Below are 6250 nucleotides of genomic sequence, written 5' to 3'. Positions count from 1 at the left end.
CCATCTCCCAGGTTCGAGCTCCGCGCCGATGGCCCTCCAGCCGGCGGATAGCGGGAGAGTAGTGCCTGTCCGCCAATCGGCGTGATCGCCGCCAACTTTTAAAAGCCTGTTTATCTTAGGATAGACAGGCTTTTTTTATGGCTATAAACCGGAAAATACCTATCGAATGCAGGTACAAAAAAACGATCCCGATTCTAAAACACACCTGTGTTATCTGAACCGGGACCGAAAAATTTTATAAATTGAGTGTTGAAAAACTATTCTGATTTATCGGAAAAGATAGCGTATACTCAGTCCACCGCCATCAAACCAAAAACCGGAATGACCCACAAAATTTATTGCAGGTTTCCAGTCTAAGCTTATATTTAGTGGTACTTCACTGAAATTGTATTCTAATCCAAGAATTCCATCTGCGCCAATTACTGTGTATGATTTGTCATCATCGGCCCAAACAGCATCGTTACCACTCCAAACACCGAGGTGACCGCCCCCACCCCAGTACCAGTAAAAACCTTGTGTATCAAAGGCCGGATAGTGCATTTCATAAAGGCCGGTTACACCAAATCCTGCCCAGCGGCTCGTAACAATTCCTTCTAAGGCGGCTTTTTCGCCAATAAAATGCTTAACTGTTATTCCATTGGCCAATCCACCTCTTAATCCTAAACCTGTTTTATATTGCTGCGCATTCAACGTAAATGAAGCTAAAACGATTGCAAAAATTACTAAACTATACCTCTTCATAATATTGTTTACTTTAATTTATTAGTTAAACTAATAGTTTGCAGAGATGTTTAGCGCATGAGGTACATTTTACCCCACCCTTTTTTGAAAAATTCGTCTGTTCCGGTGTTTCTTAAGTCGATTTTTTCACCGTTTATCCGTATGGTTACTTTGTAAAGATAGACACCATTGGCCAGGCGGTCGCCGTATTCATCAGTCCCGTCCCAGGCAAATTCAGTGATGTTTTTTCCAACGTAAACTGGGCCCAGTTCGCTCATTTCAATGCGGCGAACAAGCTTACCGGAGATGGTGTAAATATCGATATTAAACTCATCGGGGATCTGATTTCCTGTAAGCGTAAATACAAATCTTGTGCTGGTGCTAAAGGGGTTTGGGTAGTTGAAAATGTTCGTTATGGTACTTTCGTTGATAATTTGAAACTCTATCTGGTAATCATTTATGCCGGATAAATTATCGGATGCATCTCGGGCCTGAACCCTGAGCTGATAAACGCCGTTTTTTTCAAATTCGGGCATGTAAGTTATTGAAGCTTTTCTGTCGTTGCTTTCAGGTTCCCAAATAATGGTACCATTGGCTATACCAGGGCCTAAATAAATACGTTTTTCTTCGTCGCCTTCTCTTTTCAGGTACAACGCAAATAGAGAGGTGTCTGACAGCGATAAATACGGGTTTTCATCGGTAAGCTGAATTTTTATTGTGGGCTGCGCACTAACTATTTCACCGTTCATGATGTGCCGGCCATCAAATGTTACATCAAGCAGCGGGTTTGTTTCATCACCATACACAAAAAATGGCAGACTGCCTATGTTATTAAAACCAAAGAAATCTTCCGCGCTGTTTTGTTGGTATTCAACCCATAAGGTGTGATAGCCGTTGAAACCATTGGTTTCAAATTTTACTGTATCATTGGTTGTTGTGTTTTTTTCAAGTGCTGATATGGTATTTGTTTGAGCAGCCACGGTTTCATTTGTGTTGTTGGTGATTCTATAATTTATTGCTGTTGCAGGAGAAGAAATATCAGAAATATTTCTGTATGCCAGTGAAAGTGCAATCTGATCGCCTTCCTGAACACTGTCTTTCGGGAAATGGAAGTGGTCGCCGGGAGAAATAGCAATGTCGCTTTTAGGTTCATATTTCAGTGTAATACTGGTCGGATAGGCCGGAGTCTTGTTCTGCACGTCGCGCGTATAAAAACGCAATTTTAAATAGGGATGCTCATTGGCATTAACCGTCGACAGGTCGAAAGGTGTTGATGTATGCGAGATATTACCAAAAAGCACATGATCTGTTTTTGTACTTTCATTTTTACTTAAAACATCGATATGGATGCTATCTTCTGGCTCAATGTTATTTGCATCGTATTTCCAGCTGATATTATTCCAACTGTTGGCCGGGCCAATCCAATTGGTAATTATATTGCCATAGTCAAAATTGTCTTTCAGGTCAACAGTAAGCGTAATAACATCGTCGGGATCGTCACCGGCTATTTCCTGTGCTTTACCAGGCAGGCCTTTTTGACCGAAGAAGATATAGGGATAATTATTGGGCACACCCCGTATGATTGTGGCTCCCATGTTTTCAAAGGCTTCGAAATGGCGATTTTCCCAGTTTTCAAAGTTCCCGTTTGAAATGGTATACATTAACACAAAGTGTCCGTCAGGGACTATGTTATTTATGAGCTCAGTCACATTATCAAGTGCCGTTTCATTGCTATAAAATACGAACTGGGTATGTGGGTAAGTATGGCTATAGCATTGCGGATAATTGATGTGACCGTAGTCGCCATGATCTGCCGGCCAGGCCTGAAACTCGGTAGAATCTATTATGGCCAGTACTATGAAATTACCAGCACCGCAAGCCCCACTTGTTCTTGCGTTATTCAGGTTGAAATATATGTCACCTAATTCAGCATTGCTGGGTGACCCAATGTTTTGAACAAAAAGTTCATTGGAAGCCTCCTGAAATGTAAATCCATTGCTTGTCGGAACAATAAACTGTAAATCATTTTCTATCAGTTGATCATGCTTCTCCTGCGTCCAACCTTGCTCGTTCGGTCTGGCAGTGAATGATTTCTGAACCCATTCGAACTGATCGTTCTCATCTCTGGTGCCTGTGCGCCAAAAATATGTTTGTCCCTCCGTGGCTGCAATTTGTGGGTTCCATTCAATCACACCACCTGAAAAGTATTTTTCTATTGTCCTCTTAAAAGGGGAATTGAATTCCGATGTAGTATCAATTTCAATCTTAGCATAGACCTCATTTATGAAGGGATCGCCTGTAGATGCCCGGAGCACCACTGAATCGCGGGCATTTATAGCAAAGGGATAAGGATAAACAGGAAAAAGGCTCGTGGATTTTACATTCACCGGAATCTCAAGCGAATTATTAAATTCGTCCAGTTCGGGATAGATATTGAGATAATCGGCGGTGATGCGTATAATATTGAGTCCGGCTCCATTTTGACGGTTTATTTGCAGATATGTGGTGATGGTATCCTGAAAAAATATTCCATCTCTGCTAATGGTAAATATTGAATCTGTGCCATCGGTAAGGGTATGCTCTACCTGGTAATTAATTTCACCTGTGATGGTTTTGCCAATGTTTGTGGCAATAAATTTTACGGCAAAGGAATCGATGACCGTGGAAACCTGCGCAGGCTGTACTTCTGCCAGGTTGTTTTGTAATACAATATCCGGCTCGTTGTATTGGTTTAATACCACAGCCGGGTCTCCATGAAGGGTAAAGTTTAGTGCGGTACCAATTCCCAACAGAGAGGAAGACGACTCAACTTGTTGCGCGATGGCCATTTTTACAGCCATACCTAATCCCTGGGTATAATTGTTTACGGCTAAATTTTTATAAAAATTGCCTGAAAAATCGTTAAGCAAGCTGGGGTACCCTTGAAAAACCGATGCCAGAAATGCAATGGCCCCTTTATTGGGAATGAGCACCCACTTTTCGCTGGCACTGCCTGTGTATTGTGTGTGAATGTTGCCTGAATAGCATGAATTGGCCAGCATCATGGGATATTTCCCCAGGTTATTATATGCCGAGGGTTCATCAATATCCTGGTCGAAACCATCAGAATAGCCATGCCCGAAAAATGTGAGCAGCGATGATCCGTTATTGATTAAACTTTTTATGCTATCGGAGCTGGTAATTTGTATGGGGTCGGAGCTGTTTTTTAAAAAAGTGGAAACACGGGCTCCCATCAGGGTATCTTCAATAATGTTTTTAAAGTTGTCGAGATAATTGGCAAAAGTGGTTTGTTCGGTCTCGTTGTTTCCCCCTCCGAAGTGAATCACATTTTTCATCCACTGAGCAGGAGGCTGATTTTCCAGGGCCTGAACCTTATCGAGATAATTGTTGATCTCCTGGTTCGATTGCACGGCAAGGCGACTTATGGCAACCTCTGTTTTGTAGCTGTTTTTTGTAATATGCGTAGCCATGAGATTATCAGAGGCAGGATAACCCATTGTGGGAACAAAGTTAAAAGCATGATTTGTTGTATTTTTCCGGCTTAGATTAATACTACGCGCTTTTCCTATCAGCAACACGTACTGTGGCAATGTATCGGTTGAACTGTGGTAGTATTTCAAATAATTTCTGATGGCCAAAGGATGTTTTTCGAGGCCCCAGGCAAAGTGGTTATAGAGCACATCTGTGGTAATCACCGCCGCATTGCGATAAGCAGCATAGTTGTTGGCTCCATTTTCAAAATTGGGGTGGGTTATGATGATGTAATTCCTATTGGTTGTTGATGGGAGTGTTGTGTTGGCTTGTTTGATATATCCCGGAGCATCATAGGCCTGCTGAATAATCAGATAATGATTTTCAGCCGAAGGAGGCAGGGTAAATTCCCAGTTGGTACCATTAAACTGCGGGGAGGGCTTGATGTGATTGGCAGTATCATAAACCAGGGGTGTAACACTTTCAGGAATGCCCTGCAGTGTAATTATTTGATTAGACGTGCTTTTTTCCACCATGAATGTGCGGCGATTCTGACTGGTAAAGTCGAATGCTGCCGGATAAAGGGTTTGTATGTGTGAAATCGTCATATTATCGGCTGCTACATTCAAATCATCAATGCTGCGATAAATGATATTGTTGCTCTCCGATAATGCTGATGTGTTTACAGCAAATTGCTTTTTTACGGCGGTTTTCCCACTGAATGTGGTATCAAACACAGTCCCACCGGGTAATTCAATTTGCAGGTGGTGGTTGTCTCCAAATGCTGTTGCATCACCAAAACTTACAACAGCGGTTTCAATCGTAATGGTTTCACCTGTATTTTGAACTCCCGGAAGAACCAGGTTTTTGGTTCGTGTGTTACCCAGGCTAATGGTTTGATTGTCGAACCATCCTTTGGCATTATTATATTCAGGGAACTCTTCGCCCATAAACATGTTTGCCGTGTACATTTGCAAGGCTTGCGATGCGCCATGATTTACAACAGTCGCATCTGTAGCATTAAAAGCCGTCTCAGCGTAGCGTTTATTGTTTGTGCTGTTGTTCCAGGTTAAAAAATAGGCAGCGGTATCTGTTATCTGACTGTAGTAAGGGTTGATTTGGGAAGTTATGGAATCGAACATACCCACATCGAACCAACCGGTATTACGTTCACCATAAAATTCCAGATAATTGAGTACACCGCCTGATTTAACTACATGTACAGGAATTTCATTGCCTTTGTATATGATTTGAATATTTTCGGCGCTGAATGAACTTACTGGTACACCCGCAGCAGAAAGATCGCTAATGGAAAGGCGCACAACACCATCATTTGGCACACCAATTTTGTAGTAATACTGATCTGCCTGTATCCAGTTGTTGGTTGGTTGTGCAACAGCAGAAACAGAAATGCATAAAATAACTATGAGGTTGAATAAGGTTCGCATCATTAATAGTCAAAGCTTTATACAAACATAACAGTTTTTCGGGCAAAAAGTCGGTTGTTTTTTGAGGAATTTTGTGATGGTAGGTTGGTAAGTTTGTATGTTGAGTAAGTTGATTGGGTAATTTGGTTTCATGTTTCATGTTTAAGGTTGCTTCAGGTTTCAAGGTTATTAGGTTAATTGCTTTTGAGATATTACGACCGTTCTCTTCGATTCGCGCATTCCTGCCCAAAAAGCTACTCAGAGAACTCAGAGAACGGTTGGTATGGGGTGAAAAATTAACGGTGTTTCTTCAGTCCGGAGGACTGACATGTCGGTAGCAAAGCGTAATGTACACGGGAATTCGCCGCGACGGAAAGGTTTTCGTCATGTAATGAGGTAGTTATCGGCGAAATTGACGGGAAGAGATTCACGCAACGGATGCCGCGGTAAATTTTTACGCCACGAGTGCAGCGGCATCTTATGTTGTGGATCCCTGGAGGCGAACGTCTACATTTATTTGACCGGATCGTAAGTTTCGCCGATGATTTGGTTTTGTGGAGGTAATTTTTGAGCAACGCGGCGAATTTGGTTTGTGTGGTATGCCCAGGGCGTTGCCCGTGGGTTAGTGCTTG

2 protein-coding genes are annotated in these 6250 nt (G+C 42.2%); both read right to left on the bottom strand.

What is annotated here, in order from left to right; all coding sequences use genetic code 11:
• Window positions 1-267: 267 nt before the first annotated feature.
• The gene (locus VJ937_RS04010) at window positions 268-741 is read right to left on the bottom strand and encodes a hypothetical protein (RefSeq protein ID WP_324065606.1); all 474 of its coding nucleotides are present in this window, start codon (window positions 739-741) and stop codon (window positions 268-270) included.
• Window positions 742-791: 50 nt separating this feature from the next.
• Entirely contained in the window at window positions 792-5642 is a 4851-nt protein-coding gene (locus VJ937_RS04005; RefSeq protein ID WP_324065605.1) for a C25 family cysteine peptidase, read from the bottom strand.
• Between the last annotated feature and the right edge of the window lie 608 nt (window positions 5643-6250).

The sequence above is a fragment of the Salinivirga sp. genome (assembly GCF_035268865.1).
In the GTDB taxonomy this organism is placed as follows: domain Bacteria; phylum Bacteroidota; class Bacteroidia; order Bacteroidales; family Salinivirgaceae; genus Salinivirga.
Note: the sequence above shows the minus strand (reverse complement) of the source record. Positions and strands in the feature narration are given on the sequence as shown.